This window comes from Micromonospora sp. NPDC005174, from assembly GCF_040608495.1.
Taxonomy (GTDB): domain Bacteria; phylum Actinomycetota; class Actinomycetes; order Mycobacteriales; family Micromonosporaceae; genus Micromonospora.
This window is the reverse complement of the sequence record NZ_JBEXIJ010000004.1, coordinates 211253-230448: the sequence shown is the minus strand read 5'-3', so window position 1 is coordinate 230448 and position 19196 is coordinate 211253. Positions and strand designations below refer to the sequence as shown.

Below are 19196 nucleotides of genomic sequence, written 5' to 3'. Positions count from 1 at the left end.
GCTTCCCCAATCCCCGTTCCGTTATTGCTAACGGTGTTCGCAGTTTCAAGGTAGCAGGGGCCGCGGAGGGCTGCCAACGGGTGTGTCGGCTCAGGGCTTCCGTCGGCCGAAGGTGATCCCGCCGAGCTTGCTCTCGGGCGAGGTCACGGTCATCTCGGCCTCGACCGCGAACCCGTTGTCGCGCAGCCAGGCCGCCACCTGGGCCGGTCGACGACGATGCACGTGGATCTTCATGGGATGACCGCCGTACCCCTCGGTCTTGAGCGTCGACTCGTCACCCACGTGGAAGCCGACGAGGAGCGGGCCACCCGGGCGCAGCACCCGGTGGAAGTGCGCGAGGACCTGACCGAGCCGCTGGTCGGGAATGTGGATGAGCGAGTACCAGGCGATCAGGCCGGCCACCGAGCCGTCGGCCAGGTCGAGGTCGGTCATCGAGCCGACCTCGAACCTGAGGTGGGGGTTGTCGCGCCGCGCCACCGCCAGCATTCCGGGGGAGAGGTCGATCCCGAAGACCGCGAGGCCCAGGTCGTGCAGGTGCGCGGTGATCCGGCCCGTTCCGCAGCCCACGTCCGCGACCGGACCGTCGCCGGCGGCGCGCACGAGGTCGGCGAACAACGCCAGCGCCGCCCGCTCGTAGGGCGCGGTCGCCAGGAAATCGCGGACGAGGTCCGCGTAACTGACCGCTACCGTGTCGTACGACGTGCGCGTGTCTGCCAGCCAGTCGTCCGCGTCCACCAGGGAAGGTTAGACGCTCCACAGTGAGCGGATCTGTCGGTGGTGCGACGTACGGTCCGCGCGTGACTGTGACCACCGATGCCACCGGGACGTTGCCGACCTCCGCCGACGAGGCCCGACTGTGGGCGCTCATCGAGTCCGCCTGGGCGGAGCTGGGCGCGGAGCCGCAGGCGCTGCGGCGAGCCCTGGTCGAGCGCGATCCGGCCGACGATGACGACGAGCCCGACGACGATGAGCGGTCCTCGGCGATCGACCGGTGGCTGCCCCCCTTCCTGGACCGCCTCACGCACCTCTCCGCCGGACTGTCCACGCAGGAGTTGACCGACCTCGACCGGGTGGTGGAGCGCAAGTTGCACGACATCGACCGCGACGACATCCACGAGGTGACCGACGGCTCGGACGACGGCTTCCTCTACTGCCGGGGCTTCATCGTCGCCCTCGGCCGTGACTACTACGAGGCGGTCCGGGCCACGCCCGCCCTCGCCGTGTTCGACGCCGAGTGCGAGAGCATGTGCTACTTCTTCGCCCACCTGCACAACGACCGGTTCGGGTCGTGGCCGGAGACCGGCTCCGGCATCTCCCGTGAGTCGTTCGGCAACCCGGCCGGCTGGTCGAGCTGACCGCCTAGACGTAGATCTTCTTGGCGTACTCCGGGCCGTAGTGGCTCTCCAACTCCTCCAGGCTCTCGACGGGCGCCTCGACCTCCTTGATCAGGCGGGCGCGGGACGGCAGGACGTCGGGCTGCCAGGTCTCGGGCTGCCACAGCGCGGACCGCAGGAACGCCTTCGCGCAGTGGTAGAAGATCTGCTCGATCTCCACCACGACGGCCAGCACCGGCCGGTGGCCCTTGACCACCATGTCGTCGAACCAGGGCGCGTCGCGGACCAGGCGGGCCCGTCCATTGATGCGCAGCGTGTCGGTGCGGCCCGGGATCAGGAAGAGCAGCCCGACATGCGGGTTGTCCAGGATGTTCTGGTAGCCGTCCGCGCGCTTGTTGCCCGGCCGCTCCGGCAGCGCGATGGTCGTGTCGTCGAGCACCAGCGCGAACCCGGCCGGGTCGCCCTTGGGCGAGACGTCGCAACTGCCGTCCGCGCCGGCCGTGGCCAGCAGGCAGAACGGCGCGGCGGCGAGCCACTGCCGGTCCCGCTCGTGCAGGCGGGGGCGGTCCTTGTTGGCGGCCCGGGAGTGCGGTGTCCCGAGCAGCTCGCGCAGTTCCTCGTGCGTGGTGATCTCCACCGTCACGTGATCCTCCCTGAGCCGTTGACCAGGGTGGCGGGCGCGCCACCATCGCCAGCCTAGGCCCGCGTGGCCATCGAGGTTTGCCCCCCGACCGCCGGGGGTACGGCCTCACGCGACACGCCCGCCGCACGTACCGTTCGCGAAAGCGCCCACCAGTGGAGGCCGGGACATGGAGAGCCGACTCAAGGTGCTGGGTCACCCAGTCCATCCGATGCTTGTCATGTTCCCGGTCGCGTTGCTGGTCACGGCGGTGCTCTTCGACATCATCGACACCGTTGGCGGGCCCGACTTCCTCGGCGAGGTCGCGTACTGGAACATCACCGTCGGGTTGATCGGCGGCCTGCTCGCCGCGGCGGCCGGCTCGTTCGACCTGCTGGCGATTCCGACCGGCACCCGTGCGAAGCGGGTGGGTCTGCTGCACGCGGGCGCGAACGTCGCGGTGATCCTGCTCTTCGCCGCCGTCTGGGCGGTCCGGCTCAACGCGGACTCGCGGGCCGCCGGTGGCGCGCTCATCGCCATCGAGATCGTCGCGGTGGCGATTCTCGGCATCAGCGCCTGGCTCGGTGGCGAGCTGGTCGACCGGCTCGGTGTGGGCGTCGACCGCGACGCCGATCTGAACGCGCCCAGCTCGCTGCGACCCACCACCCAGCGGATCGGAGACGCGCGATGAGCGAGCAGCAGGCCGGTGGTTTCGGCCGGGGATGGCGCAGCCGGCAGCAGGGCTGGGACCCGATGGGCGAGTTGCAGTCGCTGCGTGCCGAGCTGAGCCGGTTGGTCGGCGGCCGGGCCGGGGCGTCCGACGTCGAGCTGACCGAGACCGCCGACGGCTGGCAGGTCGTCGTGCGGCTGCCCGGCGTCGCGCCCGAGGAGGTCGCCGTCGAGCTGGACGACCGTGAGCTGTGCGTGCGGGCCCGCTCCGAGGCGGAGGTCAACGCCGACCAGGGCATCCCCGGCGGTTTCGAGACGCGCGGTTTCGAGTACCGCGTCGACCTGCCGTCGCGGGTCGACCCGGAGGGCATCGACGCGGTGATGGACCATGGACTGCTGCGGGTCCACCTGCCCCGGGCGGCGCGACCGACGCCGCGCACCATCACCGTCGGCCGCACCGGGCCGCGCTCCGGCGGACTGTCCGGGGGTACGCCGGTGCCGGCCGACCCCGCTGCGGACCGGGAGCTGCACCACCCGGACACCGCCGGCGAGATCGACCGGCCGTAGCGGGCCGCGTGGTCACCCCGTCCCTGCTCGGCCCGACGGCCGGGCGAGTCGACAACGTGCGGCGGATCGCGGTGCTGCGCGCCAACGCCCTTGGCGACTTCATCTTCGTGCTACCGGCGTTGGACGCGCTGCGTGCCGCGTACCCCTCGGCGGAGATCGTGTTGCTCGGTGCGCCGTGGCACGCGAAGCTCTGGCGCGACCGGCCCGGCCCGGTGGACCGGGTGCTGGTGGTGCCGCCGGGCCCGGGCATCCGCGAGCCGGAGGCGGACGAGTCGCCGTCGACGATGGACGACTTCGTGGCGGCGGCCCGTGCCGAGGGCTTCGACCTGGCGGTGCAGATCCACGGCGGGGGCGCCAACTCGAACCCGTTGATCAGCCGCCTCGGTGCCCGGGTGACCGTGGGGCTGCGCGCCGAGGACGCGCCGCCGTTGGACCGGTGGGTCCGCTACGTGTACTACCAGCACGAGGTGATCCGTTACCTGGAGACGGTGGCCCTGGTGGGCGCTCCGGCGACCACGATCGTGCCGACGCTGGCGGTCACCGACGCCGACCGGGCGGAGGCGGAGCGGGTGCTCGGTCCGCCTGACCGACCCCGGGTGGCGTTGCATCCCGGTGCCAGCGACACCCGGCGACGCTGGCCGGCCGAGCGGTTCGCCGAGGTGGCGGGCGCCTTGCACGACGACGGCTACGAGGTGCTGGTGACCGGTACGCCGTCGGAGCGGGAGGTGGTGGACCGGGTGGTCGCGGCGGCCGGAGTGCCGGTACGGCCGCAGGTGGGCACGCTCAGCCTCGGCGCGTTGGCCGGCTGCTACGCCGATTGTGCGCTCGTCGTCTCGAACGACACCGGTCCGCTGCACCTGGCCGCCGCGGTGGGCGCTCCCACGGTGGGCATCTTCTGGGTCGGCAACCTGATCAACACGGCGAACCCGCTGCGGGGCCGGCACCGGCCGATCGCTTCCTGGATGGTGCACTGCCCGGTGTGCGGCGTGGACTGCACGCCGGGCATCTACCCGCACCGGCCGGGCGACGGCGAGTGCCCGCACCGCGACTCGTTCGTCACGGACGTCCCCGTGGCCGAGGTGCGGGAAGCGGCCCGCGAACTGCTCAACCCGTAGTCAGGCCCTCGTCGGCGAGGACGACCTCCCACGCCTCCACGTCCCGCTCGGTGACCGTGGTGGGCGTCTCCAGGTGGTACGCGCCGCTGGGCAGGATGCCCGCCCCGCCGTGCCGGGCCAGCACCGCGAGCTGGGCGGCCACGTCCTCACCCTGGTGTCTCTCCTGCACCCGACGCCAGAAGTCGAACCCGCCGGAGTCGAGGAGCTTGGCCCGGTCGTAGAGCACACACCCGCCGATCCAGGACACCTTGTACGCCCGCCACCCGCCCGGCGGAAGTCCCACGGCGGACGTGACGTGCAGCAGGTTGGCCGCCGAGTGGATCCGGGCGCGGTCCCATTCGAGGGTGCCCGGACGCACCCGCTCCGGGACGGGCGGCCCGGTCCACTCCTCGTAGTGCCCGTGCGTGTCCGGCCGTACGTCGTCGGTGTACGACAGGCCGTGCACACCGTTGCCGACGAACCCGCAGCCCAGCTCCCCGATCGCGGTGACCAGCCGGCGCAACGCCCCGGGCTCGAGCCAGACGTCGTCGTCGAGGTTGAGCACATACCGGGCGGCCGACGCGGCGAGCAGGTACGCGCGGTGCTCGGCCAGGCCCCGGCGTGGCAGCCGACGGGTCAGCAGCACCGGGTGGCCGCCGTGCCGCAGCGCCCGGACCATGGTGGCCGCGGCGGGGTGCGCGTACGCCGGCTCGGAGTCGGACTGGTCACTGACCACCACGCCGAAGCCGGGCACCCCCTCCTGCGCGGCGAGCCCGGCCAGGGTGACCGCCAGTTCGGTGGGCCGGTTACGGGTCGGGATCAGCACGTCGACCAGCCGGTCGGCGCGGAACTCCGCCGGGGTGCCGAGGTCGAGGGGCCGGTTCACGACGACTGGGTGCGGGTGCTCAGCGACGGGTCGGAGGCGTAAGACGACGGGTCCTGACCGTGTGACCGGATTCGCTCGATGATCGCGGAGGTGGACCGGTCCGGCACGTACCCGAGGGTGCGCACCTGGCCGCCCAGCCGCCGCACCAGCGGCGCTTCCGGGACCAGCTCCGGTGGGTAGTCCCCGCCCTTGACGTAGACGTCCGGCCGGACCGCCTCGATCAGCGCGGCGGGCGAGTCCTCCTCGAACACCACCACGTGGTCCACGCAGGACAGCGCCGCCAGGAGGGTGCCACGGTCCTCGACCGGGTTGACCGGCCGGTCCGGACCCTTGAGCCGGCGGACGCTGGCGTCCGAGTTGACCGCCACGATGAGCAGGTCACCCAGGGCGCGAGCCTGCTCCAGGTAGCGCACGTGCCCGGGGTGCAGCACGTCGAAGCAGCCGTTGGTGAACACCACCGACCGTCCCGCCTCGCGGTGTTCGGCGACGATCGCGTCCAACTCGTCGGTGCCGACCACGGCCGGGTGCCCGGTGGCCTCCGGCGGCATGTCGAGGGCGGCGAGCAGGTCGTCGCGCAGGCATACGCAGGTGCCGGTGTCGGAGACCGTGATGGTGGCCGCGAGCTGGGCGAGCTGCGCGGCGGTGGGCAGGGGCGCGGCGGCGGCCAGGGCCAGGGTCATCGCCGCCAGGTACGCGTCTCCCGCCCCCACGGCGTGACTCGCCGGCACCGGCGTGCTGTGGCTGCGCCGCCGCTCGCCGTCCGCGCCGCCGACCACCGCACCGTCGGTGTCCAGGGTCACCGCGACGACGTCGGCGCCCGTGTGGGCGTGCAGTTCGGCCAGGCGCGACTCGGCCAGCACGGCCCGGTCCACGCCCGCGCCGGCCTCGGTGTTCACGGTGACGCCGGTGCCGGTGACGCTGAGACCGTCGCCGGTGAGGGCCACCCGACTCTCGCCCGGCGTGGGCTCGCCGACCGGACCGGGTCGGTCGTCGGCGCGGGCCCCGCCCGGGGCTGCCCCGACGCTCAGCTCGGACGGCCCGTCGGCCGGATCGTTGTCGGGGTGTTCCAGGTGCAGGTCGGCACCGGACGTCGGACGGGTCGCGCCACCGGCGCGGGCCAGCAGCCGGGTGGCCTCGGCGAAACTCGGGGTGACGACTGTCGGCGCGAGCCCCCGCCAGTCGGCGAGGTCGTGGGCGTCCAGCGCCACCGTGGCGTACCGCTCGCGGTGCTCGACCAGCCACGCGCGGACCGGCGCGGGCAGTGCTCCCAGACCGTAGTCGCAGACCACCAGCGTGGGCGCCTCGCCGCCGGCGGCGGCGCGCAGCTCCTCGGTGGCGCAGTCCAGCGCCGTGAGCAGCCGGGTCACGCCCTCCGGGTCGAGCGCGTCGTCCGGGTCGCCGGAGTCCTCCCGGAGCAGGATCTGGTTGCCGGCCAGCATCCGCCGCTTCACGGGGGTGGGCCTGCCGGGTTGGTTGACGGTACGGTCCCAGACGCCGGCCCGGTCCAGACAGTCGTGCAGTTCGTCTCCGGCCACGTCGGCGCCGACCGGCGCGACCAGGACGGCCCGACCGCCGAGGGTGGCGACGTTGACCGCGGTGTTCGCGGCCCCGCCGGCTGCGGAGATCCGCCGGCGCAGGGTCAGGACCGGGGCGGGCGCCTCCCGGCAGAGCCGGTCGGAATCGGCGAACCGCCACTCGTCCAGCATGGCGTCACCGACGATCAGGACGGGACGCCCGAGCCAGCTCTCCACGACGGTGGCGAGCCTGCGCTGTTCCGCTGCTGCTCCTGCCATGCCTCCCCGGGTCCCCAGCGGCCCTCGGGACAAACCTGGGCCGCTGGCGTGATGCCCGTCGTGGGGTGTTTCGGTCGGTAGGGCGCGGGAAGGACATTGACGTACCCCCGAGAGGAGATGTACCGACATGGCAGCGACATTGCAGGGCAAGAGGATCGCCTTCCTGGCCGCCGACGGCGTCGAGGAGGTCGAGTACGTCCAGCCGCGCGAGGCGGTCGAGAACGCCGGCGCGACGGCCGAGCTGGTTTCGCTCAAGCCCGGTTCCATCCAGTCCTTCAACCACCTCGACCAGTCCAAGACGTACGACGTCGACGTCACCGCGGACAAGGCGGACGCCGCCGGATACGACGCGCTGGTGCTCCCCGGCGGTGTGGCGAACCCGGACTTCCTGCGGTCGGACCCGGACGCGGTGCGGTTCGTGAAGGCGTTCTTCGACGCTGGCAAGCCGGTCGGGGTGATCTGCCACGGCCCGTGGACGCTGATCGAGGCGGACGTGGTCCGAGGCCGACGGATCACCTCCTAACCCCTCCCCCCACGCCCCCTCCCCCTCCCGCCCCCTCCCGACCCCGCTTCACCCCGTTGATCATGAAGTTATTGCCGTCGAGTTCGGCGTGTCAGGGCAATAACTTCATGATCAACGCCGATATGGGCGCGGGTTGCGTGCATGTTCTGGGGTGTGGCGGATAGAAGGACGTATGACTGCCGACGCCTCCGCTGCACCGGTGTTGAACCGCCAGCAGATCAGACTCCTCATGCTGGGCCTGATGACCGGCATGCTGCTCGCCGCCCTCGATCAGACGATCGTCGGTACGGCCCTGCCGACGATCGTCGGTGAGCTGGGCGGCATCAACCACTATTCGTGGGTGGTCACGGCGTACCTGCTCGCCTCGACCGCCTCGACGCCCCTGTACGGCAAGATGGCCGATCTGTACGGGCGTCGCCCGGTCTTCCTCTTCTCGATCGGCACGTTCCTGCTCGGGTCGCTGCTCGCCGGGCTGTCGCAGAACATGACCCAGCTGATCATCACGCGGGGCATCCAGGGTCTCGGTGCCGGCGGCCTGCTGACGCTGGCGTTCACGATCATCTCGGACGTGGTCTCACCCCGGGAGAGAGGCCGCTACCAGGGCCTCTTCGGGGCGGTGTTCGGCATCGCGTCGGTGGCCGGCCCGCTGGTCGGTGGATACTTCGCCGAGACCGACTGGCGATGGATCTTCTACATCAACGTGCCGCTGGCGATCCTGGCCATCGTGGTCTGCTACCACGTGATGCGGCTGATCCCGTTCGAGCGCCGGGACCACGCGATCGACTGGCTCGGCGCCGGCCTGCTGGTGGCCGGGGTGAGCAGCCTCCTGCTCGCGCTGAGCTGGGGCGGCAACGAGTACCCGTGGGGTTCCGGGTTGATCATCGGTCTCTTCGTCGCCGGTGCGGTGCTGGCCGCGCTCTTCGTGCTCCAGGAGGCGCGGGTCGCCGAGCCGATCCTGCCGCTGCGGCTGTTTCGCAGCGCCACCTTCGCCCTGGCCAACTCGGCCGGCTTCGTGCTCGGTCTGGTGATGTTCGGGTCGATCATCTTCATCCCGCTGTACCTCCAGATCGTCAAGGGCGCCTCGCCGACCCGCAGCGGTCTGCTGATGCTGCCGATGATGGCGGGCATCATCGTCACCTCGATCGTCACCGGTCGGGCGATGAGCCGGATCGGCCGCTACAAGTGGTTCCCGGTGGCCGGGGCGGCGACCCTGCTGGTCGGCATGCTGCTGTTCACCCGGTTGCAGGTGGGTACGTCGCTCTGGGTGGCGTTCGGTTTCATGGTGGTGATCGGCGTCGGCCTCGGCCTGTGCATGCAGTCGCTCGTCCTCGCGGTGCAGAACGCGGTCTCCGTCCGGGACCTGGGTGCCGGCACCTCGTCGGCGACGTTCTTCCGGTCGCTGGGTGGTTCGTTCGGGGTGGCGATCCTCGGCACGGTGCTCTCGTCGCGGCTCAACTCGCAGCTCGCCGACCGGCTGCCCGGTGCGATCGCCCAGCTCCCACCGGAGCAGCGGGCCGCGGTGGCGGCGAGTGGCGGCACGAACATCTCGATCAACGACCCCGCGACGATCATGGCGCTGCCCGGTGCCGTCCGGGCCGCCATCCAGGCGTCGTTCGTGGAGTCGCTGCACCTGGTCTTCCTGACCGCAGGGCTCGTCGCCATCGTGGCGGTGCTGGTGACCCTGGCGATGCCCAACAGCGAGTTGCGGGGTGCCGGCCCGCAGGGTGCCAAGGGCGGGGCCGACCCGCTCGGCGGCGAGGCGCCGGCACCGGGCGGCAAGCCGCTGACCCGCGAGTCCAAGGAAGAGGCCGCCGCCGACATGGAGGCCAAGTCCCAGACGATGATCTGACCGCGCGTTCGCCCGGGCCTCTCCGCCAGGGCGGGCAACTCCCGAATGAGCGTGATGCCTCTCAGTCATCTTGATGACTGAGAGGCATCACGCTCATCAGCAGATCCGCACCCGATTCAGCCGTATCAGAGCTACTTCTTGAACATCACCGAAGCGGCGTCCGCCAGCAGGACGCCACCGCCGCGCTACTTGAGGATCAGCCGGTTCGTCTTCTCGAAGACGTCCAGATCGGCAAGGGTCTCCAGGACCGATGCGGAGAGTGGGGCGGGGAAGCGGTCGCGGGCGAAGAAGCCCGCGTCGGTGGTCTCGTCGGTGACCCGGGTGAGCTGCCCGTCCCAGTCCTCCACCTTGAACGCCGTGGTGAAGACCTGGTACGTGTGCCCGTACATGTTGGTGCTGGTCCGGTCCGGGCCGGTGTAGAGGGCGAACGCGCAGACCCGTAGCGCCCGCAGTCCGGTCTCCTCGCGGACCTCGCGTACCGCGCAGTCGGCGATGGACTCGCCCAACTCCATCGCCCCGGCGGGCATGGCCCACTGGCCGTTGTCGGAGCGCTGGATCAGCAGGATGCGCCCCACGTTGTCACTGACCACGGCACGGGCGCCGACGAACATCAGCGTCCGGTCCCCAGCCAGCGCGCGTAACTGCCCCACGTACGAGTCGGCCCAAGAGATGCTCACCCGCGACAATTTACGGGGGTTCCCAACGTGTGACCGCCGACACTAGCTTGTTACCCATGCGTAGCACGATGATGGACGCCCCCCTGCAGGTCTCGCGGATCCTCGATCACGGCGCAGGGGTGCATGGCACGGCCGAGGTGGTCACCTGGACGGGCGCCGAGCCCCGCCGGATGACGTACGCCGAGGTGGGCCGAGTGGCGGCCCGGCTGGCCCACGCGCTGCGCGACGAGTGCGGGGTGACCGGCGACGAGCGCGTCGCCACCTTCATGTGGAACAACAACGAGCATCTGGTGGCCTACTTCGCGGTGCCGAGCATGGGCGCGGTACTGCACACGCTCAACATCCGGCTCTTCCCCGACCAGGTCGTGTACATCGCCAACCACGCGCAGGACCGGGTGGTGCTCGTCGACAGCACGCTCATACCGCTGCTGGCCCGGGTGATCGGCGAGTTGGCCACCGTGCGGCACGTGGTGGTGGTCGGCGGTGGCGATCCGACGCCGCTGGAGGAGGCGGCCGGCGACCGGATCACCGTGCACCACTGGGACGCGCTGCTCGCCGACCGGCCCGACGTGTACGACTGGCCGGAGGTGGACGAGCGGGATGCCGCGGCGCTCTGCTACACGTCCGGCACCACCGGCAACCCCAAGGGTGTCGCCTACTCGCACCGGTCCATCTACCTGCACTCGTTGCAGGTCTGCATGCCGGAGGGCTTCGGTCTCGGACCGACCGACCGGGAGCTGGCCATCGTGCCGATGTTCCACGCCATGTCGTGGGGTCTGCCGTACGCGGCGTTCCTCTCCGGCGCGTCACTGATCATGCCGGACCGGTTCCTCCAGGCCGCGCCGATCGCCGAGATGATCGCCGCCGAGCAGCCCACCCTGGCCGGCGCGGTGCCGACCATCTGGACCGACCTGCTGGCCTACCTGGACGGCCACGACGTGGACACCTCGTCGCTCACCGAGGTGATCGTCGGCGGGTCGGCCTGTCCGCCGGCGCTGATGCACGCGTTCGACGAGCGGCACGGGATCGACGTCATCCACGCCTGGGGGATGACGGAGATGTCGCCGCTGGGGTCGGTTTCGCGTCCGCCCGCCGGGGTGTCCGGCGACGAGGCGTGGCGCTACCGCTACACGCAGGGCCGCGTGCCGGCCGGCGTGCAGGCGCGGATCGTCGGGCCGTCGGGCGAGCCGCTGCCCGCCGACGGCACGGCCGTGGGCGAGCTGGAGGTCCGTGGGCCGTGGGTGACCGCCCGGTACGTCGGTGAGGACGCCCCTGATCCGGAGAAGTTCCGCGACGGCTGGCTGCGCACCGGCGACGTGGGCACGCTCTCCACCGACGGGTACATCACGCTGACCGACCGCGCGAAGGACGTGATCAAGTCCGGCGGGGAGTGGATCTCGTCGGTGGAGCTGGAGAACGCGCTGATGGGTCACCCGGCCGTACTGGAGGCCTGCGTGGTGGGCGTACCGGACGAGCGGTGGGACGAGCGGCCACTGGCGACCGTGGTGGTCCGGGAGGGCGCCTCGGTGACCGCCGAGGAGCTGCGGGACTTCCTGGCCGGCTCGGTGGCACGCTGGCAGTTGCCCGAGCGGTGGGCGTTCATCGACACGGTGCCGAAGACCAGCGTGGGCAAGTTCGACAAGAAAGTCGTCCGTTCGCGGTACGCCGAAGGTGAGCTCAGTGTCCGGGAGCTGACAGCACCGTAACGTTTCAACGGGCACCGTCGCCTATGGGCAGAGGAGTACTCCTGACATTCCTCCCCAGAGGGCGGCCCCGGCGTTCGCACCGCGCCGGGGCCGCCCGCTCCATGCGGGTGACCCCGCACCGTCATTGTTGCGAAAATTGTTCGCCTCTGTCCCGGTGACGGGGAAATCGGGTGTCCGTCGACCCGTTCAGGCGTCGCTGGTGGAGATCAGCACCTTGCCGACCGCCGAGTCCTCGACCGCCTGGTGCGCCGCAGCGGTGTCGGCGAGCGGGTAGCGGTGCAGCGGCAGGCCGGCATCCGCGCCCACCCGGATGCCGCCCTGGTTGGCGGCCGCCGCCACGTCGACCACGCCCTGCGCCTTGGCCGCCTTCGGCTCGGTGTAGACCAGCACGAACTGCCACCGGGCGTTCACCACGTACAGCGGTCGGATCGGGAGCGTCATCTCGGTTCCGCCGTTGTCGGCGTACACGCAGACCGCCCCGCCGTTGCGGATCATCTGCGCGTCCATCGCCGAGTTCTTCGCCGGGGCGACCTCCACGATCGTGTGGACCCCGTCGGGGGCGATCTTGCCGACCTCCTCGACCACGTCCTGCTCGCGATAGTTGATCACGTACGAGGCGCCGGCCGCCGCCGCTAGCTGCGCCTTCTCGGCACTGCTCACCGTGGCGATCACCGTGGCGTCGGCCCAGCGGGCGAGCTGGATCGCCGCGTTGCCGACCGCGCCCGCGCCGCCCTGCACCAGCACGACGTGGTCGGCCAGCGCGCCGGCGCGCAACGCGTCCGGCATGAACTCGCCGGCCGTCAGACAGCGGTGTGCGGTGAGGAACGGAATGCCCAGGCTGGCACCCAGCTCGAACGAGGCGTCGCCCAGCGGCACCGCCTGCCGGACCGGCACCAGCGTGTACTCCGCGCTGGTGCCCCACTGCCGCTGCCAGGCCGCCTCCCAGATCCAGACCCGCTCGCCGATCAGCTCACGGTCGACGCCCTCGCCGACCGCCTCGACGACGCCCGCGCCGTCCTGCCCCGGGATCTGCCACCCGTCCGGCGGGAAGGCCCGCCGCGACTTCCAGTCCGTCGGGTTCACACCCGACACCGCCATCCGGACCAGCACCTCGCCCGCACCCGGCTCGGGCACCGGCCGATCCACCAGCTCCAGCACCGACGGGTCGCCGGTGCGCTCGTACACGATGGCCTTCATCAGTGATCCCCTCGCTGGCCGGCGCGGCACGCCGCCGGCGTGCCGTCTGCTGCGGTACCCCGCACCGTTCCCGTCATGCCAAACCGTCCACCAGCTCGGGGGTCAACTCACCGACCGACCCGAGCGTCACGGCCGCGAGCCCGGCGGCGTCCGGATCGAGGGGGTACGACCCGTGCGGCACCGCCACCACCCGCATCCCCGCCGCCGCGGCGGAACGCACGCCGTTGGACGAGTCCTCCACGGCCGCGCAGCGGGCCGGGTCGACGCCGAGGCGCTGCGCCACGCTCAGGTACACGTCCGGTGCCGGCTTTCCCCGCTCGGTCTCCTCGGTGGACAGGGTCGCGCCGAACGCGTCGGTCAGGCCGGTGGCGTCCAGCGCCGCCGCGATCAGCCGCGTCGGCGACGAACTGGCCAACCCGAGCGGCCACCGCGCGGCCAACCGGCGCACCACGGCGTCGGCGCCGTCGATCAGCGGCACGTGCTCCCGGTAGCGCTGCGCCATCTCCCGCACCACCTCGTGGGCGACCTGCTCGGCGGTGCGCCGCACGCCCAACTCGCCGCTGAGGTAGTGCGCCCACTCGCCGGTGCTCATGCCCATCAACCGGCGCTGGGTGTCGGGCTGCCACGTGCCACCGTGTGCCGCCACGTACGCCCGCCGGACCTCCTCCCACACCGGTTCGGAATCCACGATCACGCCGTCCAGGTCGAAGACCACCGCATCCACCACGCGCCCATCCTGCCCGACGGAGGGGCCGCCGGTCAGGCGGCCAGCGCGGGCAGCCCGATCGGGCTGTCGGGCGGGATCACCCCGTGGCAGGCCCGGGCCATCGGCTCCAGCAGGTCACGCAGGCGTCCGGTGTCGTCCGGGCCGAGCGCCCGCCACGGATGCCCGGCGGCCCGGTCGGTGGCATCCTCGATCGCCTGGAACCCGGCACGGCCGGCTTCGGTGGGCGTGCCGTCCCCGGCCAGCCAGCCGCGCCGCGTCAGCCGTTCCCGGGCGGCCCGCCACTGCTCCTCGGACCAGCCCCGCCCGAGCAGGCTCTGGGCCGACATGTCCACCGCCACGCGCCAGGCCAGCGTCTCCACCGGGTCCAGGCCGGCGGCCACCAGGGCGGCGATGTGCCCGTCACCCCGAAGTTCGCGCAGCGTGGTGGCGGCCTGCCAGAGCCGGGCCAGGGGGTACTCCCCGACCGGCAGCGCCGCGTTGGCCGCGCCGAGCACCCGACCGGCGGTCTGCGCTGCCGAGGCGGCCCGCTCCAACAGGTCGGCGGCCTCGGCCAGGTGCCCCTCGGGCAGTTCGTAGGTCAGCTCCGCGAGAGCCTGCACCGCGCCGGTGAGCCGGGCGCGCAGCGCCTCCTGCGGAGCGGCGAGCTGCCAGATCGCCGGCAGCGCCCGGCTCACCATCGGCGGTGCGAAGCTGAAGAACGCGGCGATCACCGGAGGCGCCTCGGCGGCGCCCAGCGGCGCGGTACGGCCGGCGAAGTAGCCCCGCCAGTAGCCGCGCAACCCGACAGCCTCGTACGCGGCGCGGGCCCGGGGGTGAAAGTAGGTGACCGCGTGCACCGGCTCGAAGTACGTCCACATCACCCGGGCGGTCCGCCCCGGCTCGTCCAGCGCCGTCACACGCACCTCCGCCGTTCCGCGTCCGCATGGTCACCCCGGACGGCGGGCCGCCCGGGGTGACGCCGAACCTACTGCCGGAGGGTGACGGGCAGGAAGCCCCATGTGAACAACTCCATCGCGCCGCGGCGACAACCGGGACGATCCGGGCGGGTCACTGGGCGGCGAGCACGTCCACCACGAAGCGCAGCGGACCGGTCGGACGACCGCCGGCCTTGGCCTCGTCGTTGCCGTACGCCAGCTCGCCCGGGATGTCGAGCTGCACACGGCTGCCCACGGTCACGCCCACCAGACCCTGATCCCAGCCGGGGATGACCTGGCCCACACCGATCGGGAAGGTGGCCGGCTGACCGGCGTTCCAGGACGAGTCGAACTCCTTGCCGTCCTTGTAGAAGACGCCCACGTAATTGGTGGTGATGTTCTGCCCCTTCTTGACCGCCGGGCCGGTGCCCTTGATCACCGGGGTGACCGTGAGCTTCTTCAGCTCGCCGGTGCCCGCCTTCACCGTCGGCTTGGTGCCCAGCGCCGGGTCGGAGCCCTCGGGCAGCTGCGGTGCGGGCGGCGCGGTGGGGGCGTCCGGGGCCGCGGCGGAGGCGGACGGGCTGGCGCCGGAGGCGGTGGAGGGCTTGTCGTCCCGGTTGCTGTCGATCCAGACGAAACCGCCGATCAGCAGCGCCATCACGGCGACACCGGCGAGCCCACCGGCCCACGCCTGGCGGCGGCGCTTGGCCTCGGCCGCCTTCTGCGCCGCCAGTTGGGCGGCCAGCCGCCGCCCCGCCTTCGTCGCCGGGCTCTGGCCCTCCGACCGGTTCTCCTGCGTGCGCTCGCTCACGTCGTCGACTCCCTGCTGCGAAGGTGTGGCCGGCACCCGGTGCCGGGGGGAAAGCCGACGCACACGGTACCCGCCCAGCGGCCCGCCGTGCCCGCCCCGGACGCCTCGGATCGCCCAGGAGCACCTTCGCCGGGGCGTTACTCCGGGATGACCATGAAGTCGGTCACGAACGAGGTGGGCCGCCCGTCGGCGGTCCGGCCGATCCAGGTGCCGTAGCAGCCGTCCCCCCAACCCGTGGACACGGTGACGACGTTCGCGCCGGTGGCCTCGTCGAGGACGGCCGTGATCAGCCCCGGAACCGGTGACGACGGCAGCTCGGCGGGGATGAAGACGTCCTCGATCCGCTCCTCGTCCCAGTTCTCCAGGGCGGCGAGCGCGGTCGGGTCGGCCAGGGTGCCGGCGCCGGCGTCCACGCCGTACCCGAAGTAGTCGTCGGCACCGAGCGCGGCGACGTCCTGGTCGCCCACGATGGCGGGCTCCCAGCGGGTCGTCGGCTCGTCGGAGATCACCAGTTCCAGCGCGGCGACCCGCCGGTCCACCTCGGCGTCCTCCCGCAGCACCACGGCCACCCAGGCGCGGGCGCGGTACCGCCCCGGCGTCACCTCGACCGTGTACGGCTCGGCCTCCGGGCAGACCAGCGGATCGCATCCGACGACCCGCCCGGTCGGCAGGACGACGTCGCCCACCGGGTGGGGCTCGACGAGGTACGCGCCGTGCTGGTCGGTGAAGCGCGCCCCGGGCGTCAACAACCGGTCCAGGTCAGGGGTGTACGGCATGGGTCTCCTCCGGTGGCCGACGGCCGGCGGAGCGTACCCGGTGCGGCGGACACCGGCGGTGCCGCGTACCTCAGGCGCTCTTGCGGGGTGTGGTCTTGCGCGCTGCGGTCTTCTTCGCGGGCTCGGCCTTCTTCGCGGGGGTCTTCTTGGCGGCGGTCTTCTTCGCCGGCTCGGCCACCTTCTTCTCGGCGGTCTTCTTCGTCGCGGCCTGCTTCGCGGGCGCCTTGGCGGCCTTGTTCTCGGCGGCCTTCTGCGCCGAGCGGGCTGACGAGATGGGCGTCGGTTCGCCGCCGCCCCCTCGGGAGGGCTGCTCGCCGCGGGCCGCCCGGGCTCGGTCGACCGATGCCTTCAGCGCGGCCATCAGATCCACTGCCGCGGCCGGGGCCTGCTCGGCCTCCTCCGGCTGTACGACCTCCCGACCCTCCACCTTGGCGTCGATGACCTCCTGCAACGCGGCCCGGTAGTCGTCGGTGAAGACGTCCGGCTCGAACTCGCCGGTCATCGAGTCGATCAGGGAGCTGGCCATCGCCAGCTCCGGGGGACGGACCTTCAGGTCCTCGTCGAGGAATCCGAAGTCGGGGTTACGGATCTCGTCCGGCCAGAGCATGGTGTTGAGCAGCAGCACACCCTCGCGGACCCGCAGCGTGGCGAGTTGCTCGCGCTGGCGCAGCGCCACCTTGACGATGGCCACCCGCTCCGAGTCGAGAAGCGCGTCGCGCAGCAGCACGTACGGCTTGGTGGCGGTGCCCTCCGGCTCCAGGAAGTACGCCTTGTTGTAGAGGATCGGGTCGACCTGCTCGGCGGGAACGAACTCCAGCACGTCGATCGCCCGGGAGCTGGTCAGCGGCAGGTCGGCGAAGTCCTCGTCGGTGAGGATCACCATCTCGCCGCCGCCGATGTCGTAGCCCTTGGCGATGTCGTCGTAGGTGACCTCCTCGCCGCAGACCGAGCAGGTGCGCTTGTAGCGGATGCGCCCGCCGTCCTCGCGGTGCACCTGGTGGAACCGAATGTCCTTCTCCTCGGTGGCGGAGTAGAGCTTCACCCCGATCGAGACGAGCCCGAACGACACGGCTCCCTTCCAGATGGCACGCATCCTGCGCTCCCTTCCCCGGTATCGACCATGCTCGCATCCGGAAGAACCTGACGCGAGGTGTTCGGCCTGCTACTACAGTCGGGTCGTGCCCGGCGCGCCGCTCAAGCCGATGCTCGCGATGACCGGGCCGCTCCCGGCGGGTGACGGCTGGGCGTACGAGTTCAAGTGGGACGGCGTCCGTGCGCTCGCCGACATCTCCGGCGGAGCCCAGCACCTGTATGCCCGCTCCGGCGTGGAGATCACCGCCGCCTACCCGGAGCTGGCCACCCTGCCCGAGCAGGTCGACGACGCGCTGCTCGACGGCGAGGTGGTGCTGCTCGGCGAGGGTGGGCAGCCGTCGTTCACGGCGCTGGCCGAGCGGATGCACGTGCGGGACCGCAACAAGGCGGCCCGGCTGGCGGCGGTCATGCCGGTCACGTACATGATCTTCGACCTGCTGCGGCTGAACGGCGACGACCTGACGGGTTGGCCGTACGAGCGCCGCCGGGAGGCCCTGGACGCGCTCGCGCTCGGCGGCGCGCGGTGGGCGGTGCCGCCGATGTTCGCCGACGGTCCGGCGACGTACGAGGCGGCCGGCGAGCACGGCCTGGAGGGGGTGATGGCCAAGCGGGTCGGCGCGGTCTACCGCCCCGGGGTGCGTTCCCCCGACTGGGTGAAGGTCAAGCTGGAGGTGACCGGCGACTTCGTGATCGGGGGCTGGCGGCCGGGCGCGCGGCGCATCGGCGGGCTCCTGGTCGGGGTGCCCGGCCCGGACGGCCGGCTGATCTACCGAGGTCGGGTCGGTGGCGGGATCGGGGCGGCCATCGAACGGCAGCTCCTCGCCGAGTTGGAGCCGCTGCGCTCGGGCGCGTCACCGTTCGCGCCCGGGGTGCCGCGCGAGGATGCCCGGGGCGCCATCTGGGTAGAACCACGGGTGGTGGTGGAGGTGAAGTACGGCCAGCGCACTCCCGACGGCCGGCTGCGCTTCCCCCGGGTGCTGCGCCTGCGCCCGGACAAGCCGCCGGAGGAGGTCGACGATGCCGGCTGAGAAGCTGCGGGTGGACGTCGAGGGCCGCGCGCTTGAGCTGTCCAACCTGGACAAGGTGCTCTATCCGGCGGTCGGCTTCACCAAGGGCGAGGTGATCGACTACTACACCCGGATCTCGCCGGTGCTGCTGCCGCACCTGGCCGACCGGCCGGTCACCCGCATCCGCTTTCCCAACGGGGTCGACGACAAGTCCTTCTTCGAGAAGAACAAACCGGCCGCGACCCCGGACTGGGTACGCGTCGAGACGCTGCCCGCGCCCGGGTCGACCAAGGGCCGGGAGACCATCGACTACGTGGTCGCCGACGACCTGCCCACCCTGGTCTGGCTGGCCAACCTCGCCGCGCTGGAACTGCACACGCCCCAGTGGAAGGTCGACGAGAACCCGGACATGATGGTGGTCGACCTGGACCCGGGGCCGCCCGCCGGGCTCGCCGAGTGCTGCCCGGTCGCCGTGCTGATGCGTGACCGGCTCGCCGACGACGGCATCGACTCGTACCCGAAGACGTCCGGCAAGAAGGGCATGCAGCTCTGCTGCCCGATCGCCGGCACCCAGTCCGCCGACGACGTGTCCGCCTACGCGCGTCGGGTCGCCCAGGAGCTGGAGAAGGCCCACCCGAAGCTGATCGTGTCGAAGATGGCGAAGAACCTTCGCCCCGGCAAGGCCTTCATCGACTGGAGCCAGAACAACGCGGCGAAGACCACCGTCGCGCCGTACTCTCTGCGCGCCCAGCGGACGCCGTCGGTCTCGACGCCGCTGACGTGGGACGAGGTCGAGGCCGGCGCGCGCGGCCGGAAGCCAGCCGTCCGCCAGTTCACCGCCGCCGAGGTCCTGGACCGGGTCGAGGAGTACGGCGACCTGCTGGCCGCGCTCCTCGATGGCGGCCCGGAACTGCCCGGCGGACGCTAGCCCAGCCCGGTCATTCGGGTCGCCCAC

The 19196-nt window shown here is 71.9% G+C and carries 19 protein-coding genes and 1 pseudogene; 9 read left to right on the top strand and 11 right to left on the bottom strand.

The window, feature by feature from the left end:
- Window positions 1-90: 90 nt before the first annotated feature.
- Entirely contained in the window at window positions 91-735 is a 645-nt protein-coding gene (locus tag ABZU91_RS07520) for a methyltransferase domain-containing protein (protein ID WP_355235418.1), read from the bottom strand.
- Between the two features lie 62 nt (window positions 736-797).
- Between ABZU91_RS07520 and ABZU91_RS07515 the strand changes: the two genes are divergently transcribed.
- On the top strand, window positions 798-1355 hold the full coding sequence (locus tag ABZU91_RS07515) for a DUF4240 domain-containing protein (protein WP_355235415.1): 558 nt from the start codon (window positions 798-800) through the stop codon (window positions 1353-1355).
- Window positions 1356-1359: 4 nt separating this feature from the next.
- On the opposite strand, the gene ABZU91_RS07510 is transcribed toward ABZU91_RS07515, so the two are convergent.
- Window positions 1360-1977: a pyridoxamine 5'-phosphate oxidase family protein gene (locus tag ABZU91_RS07510; protein WP_355235413.1), complete on the bottom strand. Its 618-nt coding sequence runs from the start codon at window positions 1975-1977 to the stop codon at window positions 1360-1362.
- A gap of 166 nt (window positions 1978-2143) precedes the next feature.
- Here ABZU91_RS07510 and ABZU91_RS07505 point away from each other — a divergent pair, with 166 nt between their 5' ends.
- Genes ABZU91_RS07505 through ABZU91_RS07495 form a run of 3 tightly spaced genes read left to right on the top strand, consistent with a single transcriptional unit; the run spans window position 2144 to window position 4304 of the window.
- Window positions 2144-2644, top strand: coding sequence for a DUF2231 domain-containing protein (locus ABZU91_RS07505; RefSeq protein ID WP_355235410.1), 501 nt, complete (start codon window positions 2144-2146; stop codon window positions 2642-2644).
- Window positions 2641-3189, top strand: a complete 549-nt coding sequence (locus ABZU91_RS07500) for an Hsp20/alpha crystallin family protein (protein WP_355235407.1) — start codon at window positions 2641-2643, stop codon at window positions 3187-3189. Before ABZU91_RS07505 ends, ABZU91_RS07500 begins: the two co-directional genes overlap by 4 nt.
- A gap of 8 nt (window positions 3190-3197) precedes the next feature.
- Window positions 3198-4304 carry a glycosyltransferase family 9 protein gene (locus tag ABZU91_RS07495; RefSeq protein WP_355235404.1) on the top strand — a complete coding sequence of 369 codons (1107 nt, stop codon included), beginning with the start codon at window positions 3198-3200 and terminating at the stop codon, window positions 4302-4304.
- Here the strand turns inward: ABZU91_RS07495 and ABZU91_RS07490 are convergent.
- Together ABZU91_RS07490 and rfaE2 are read right to left on the bottom strand one after the other, a co-directional pair.
- Window positions 4294-5169, bottom strand: a complete 876-nt coding sequence (locus ABZU91_RS07490) for a glycosyltransferase family A protein (RefSeq protein WP_355235401.1) — start codon at window positions 5167-5169, stop codon at window positions 4294-4296. The two genes, ABZU91_RS07495 and ABZU91_RS07490, sit on opposite strands and share 11 nt — an antisense overlap.
- A complete protein-coding gene (gene rfaE2 / locus ABZU91_RS07485) occupies window positions 5166-6962 on the bottom strand; it encodes a D-glycero-beta-D-manno-heptose 1-phosphate adenylyltransferase (RefSeq protein ID WP_355235398.1) in 1797 nt (598 codons plus the stop codon). The genes ABZU91_RS07490 and rfaE2 overlap by 4 nt, the downstream gene beginning before the upstream one ends.
- A 127-nt stretch (window positions 6963-7089) precedes the next feature.
- Between rfaE2 and ABZU91_RS07480 the strand changes: the two are divergent.
- Both ABZU91_RS07480 and ABZU91_RS07475 read left to right on the top strand, forming a co-directional pair.
- A pseudogene (locus ABZU91_RS07480) lies at window positions 7090-7482 on the top strand (DJ-1/PfpI family protein); the annotation flags it as partial.
- 175 nt (window positions 7483-7657) lie between these two features.
- Complete coding sequence (locus ABZU91_RS07475; protein ID WP_355235395.1) at window positions 7658-9334, top strand: MDR family MFS transporter; 1677 nt, start codon at window positions 7658-7660, stop codon at window positions 9332-9334.
- Between the two features lie 185 nt (window positions 9335-9519).
- On the opposite strand, the gene ABZU91_RS07470 is transcribed toward ABZU91_RS07475, so the two are convergent.
- A complete protein-coding gene (locus tag ABZU91_RS07470) occupies window positions 9520-10011 on the bottom strand; it encodes an NUDIX domain-containing protein (RefSeq protein WP_355235393.1) in 492 nt (163 codons plus the stop codon).
- Between the two features lie 71 nt (window positions 10012-10082).
- Between ABZU91_RS07470 and ABZU91_RS07465 the strand changes: the two genes are divergently transcribed.
- Window positions 10083-11717, top strand: coding sequence for a fatty acid--CoA ligase (locus ABZU91_RS07465; RefSeq protein ID WP_355235764.1), 1635 nt, complete (start codon window positions 10083-10085; stop codon window positions 11715-11717).
- Window positions 11718-11903: 186 nt separating this feature from the next.
- Here ABZU91_RS07465 and ABZU91_RS07460 read toward each other — a convergent pair whose 3' ends face one another.
- From ABZU91_RS07460 to ABZU91_RS07435, 6 genes are all read right to left on the bottom strand, one after another.
- Window positions 11904-12914: an NADPH:quinone reductase gene (locus tag ABZU91_RS07460; RefSeq protein ID WP_355235390.1), complete on the bottom strand. Its 1011-nt coding sequence runs from the start codon at window positions 12912-12914 to the stop codon at window positions 11904-11906.
- A 73-nt stretch (window positions 12915-12987) separates the two neighbouring features.
- A complete protein-coding gene (locus ABZU91_RS07455) occupies window positions 12988-13641 on the bottom strand; it encodes an HAD family phosphatase (protein WP_355235387.1) in 654 nt (217 codons plus the stop codon).
- Between the two features lie 32 nt (window positions 13642-13673).
- Window positions 13674-14498: a hypothetical protein gene (locus ABZU91_RS07450; protein ID WP_355235761.1), complete on the bottom strand. Its 825-nt coding sequence runs from the start codon at window positions 14496-14498 to the stop codon at window positions 13674-13676.
- Between the two features lie 190 nt (window positions 14499-14688).
- Entirely contained in the window at window positions 14689-15402 is a 714-nt protein-coding gene (locus ABZU91_RS07445; RefSeq protein WP_355235758.1) for an FKBP-type peptidyl-prolyl cis-trans isomerase, read from the bottom strand.
- 101 nt (window positions 15403-15503) lie between these two features.
- On the bottom strand, window positions 15504-16142 hold the full coding sequence (locus ABZU91_RS07440) for a DUF4241 domain-containing protein (protein ID WP_355235384.1): 639 nt from the start codon (window positions 16140-16142) through the stop codon (window positions 15504-15506).
- Window positions 16143-16212: 70 nt separating this feature from the next.
- Entirely contained in the window at window positions 16213-17235 is a 1023-nt protein-coding gene (locus ABZU91_RS07435) for a Ku protein (protein WP_355235382.1), read from the bottom strand.
- Between the two features lie 85 nt (window positions 17236-17320).
- On the opposite strand from ABZU91_RS07435, the gene ligD (ABZU91_RS07430) reads away from it, so the two are divergent.
- Both ligD (ABZU91_RS07430) and ligD (ABZU91_RS07425) read left to right on the top strand, forming a co-directional pair.
- Window positions 17321-18262: a non-homologous end-joining DNA ligase gene (ligD, locus tag ABZU91_RS07430; protein WP_355235379.1), complete on the top strand. Its 942-nt coding sequence runs from the start codon at window positions 17321-17323 to the stop codon at window positions 18260-18262.
- Window positions 18252-19169: a non-homologous end-joining DNA ligase gene (ligD, locus tag ABZU91_RS07425; protein WP_355235376.1), complete on the top strand. Its 918-nt coding sequence runs from the start codon at window positions 18252-18254 to the stop codon at window positions 19167-19169. The genes ligD (ABZU91_RS07430) and ligD (ABZU91_RS07425) overlap by 11 nt, the downstream gene beginning before the upstream one ends.
- The last annotated feature ends 27 nt before the right edge of the window (window positions 19170-19196 follow it).